The organism is Massilia brevitalea, from assembly GCF_030711405.1.
GTDB classification, from domain to species: Bacteria; Pseudomonadota; Gammaproteobacteria; order Burkholderiales; family Burkholderiaceae_D; genus Telluria; species Telluria brevitalea.
Genome location: NZ_JAULSI010000140.1, coordinates 1 through 300, shown reverse-complemented (window position 1 = coordinate 300; position 300 = coordinate 1). Strand labels below are relative to the sequence as shown.

Genomic DNA, 300 nt, shown 5'->3' with positions numbered 1-300 from the left:
GGCTTTGTTGCGTAAATCAGGCTCGGCCAGCGTAGAAGGCGTAGGTCTGGTAGCCTGAGCAGGATGAAACCAGCTCCACAGAAGTACCGCACGACCGACTGGAAGACATACAACGAAGCCCTCAAGGCCCGCGGCTCGCTGCTCATCTGGCTTGATCCAGTGATGAAGTGGCACGGCAGGCCAAGTGGCAAGCGCGGCCGTAGCCAGACGTTCAGCGACGAGGCGATCCAGTTCTGCCTGAGCATCAAGTGCCTGTTCAATTTACCACTACGCCAGGCCATGGGGATGACGCAAAGCCTG

The 300-nt window shown here is 58.7% G+C and carries 1 protein-coding gene; it reads left to right on the top strand.

The window, feature by feature from the left end:
- Positions 1-63: 63 nt before the first annotated feature.
- Positions 64-300, top strand: a 237-nt coding sequence (locus tag QWL29_RS26620) for a transposase (protein WP_305825857.1), incomplete at its 3' end; no start/stop codon positions are given.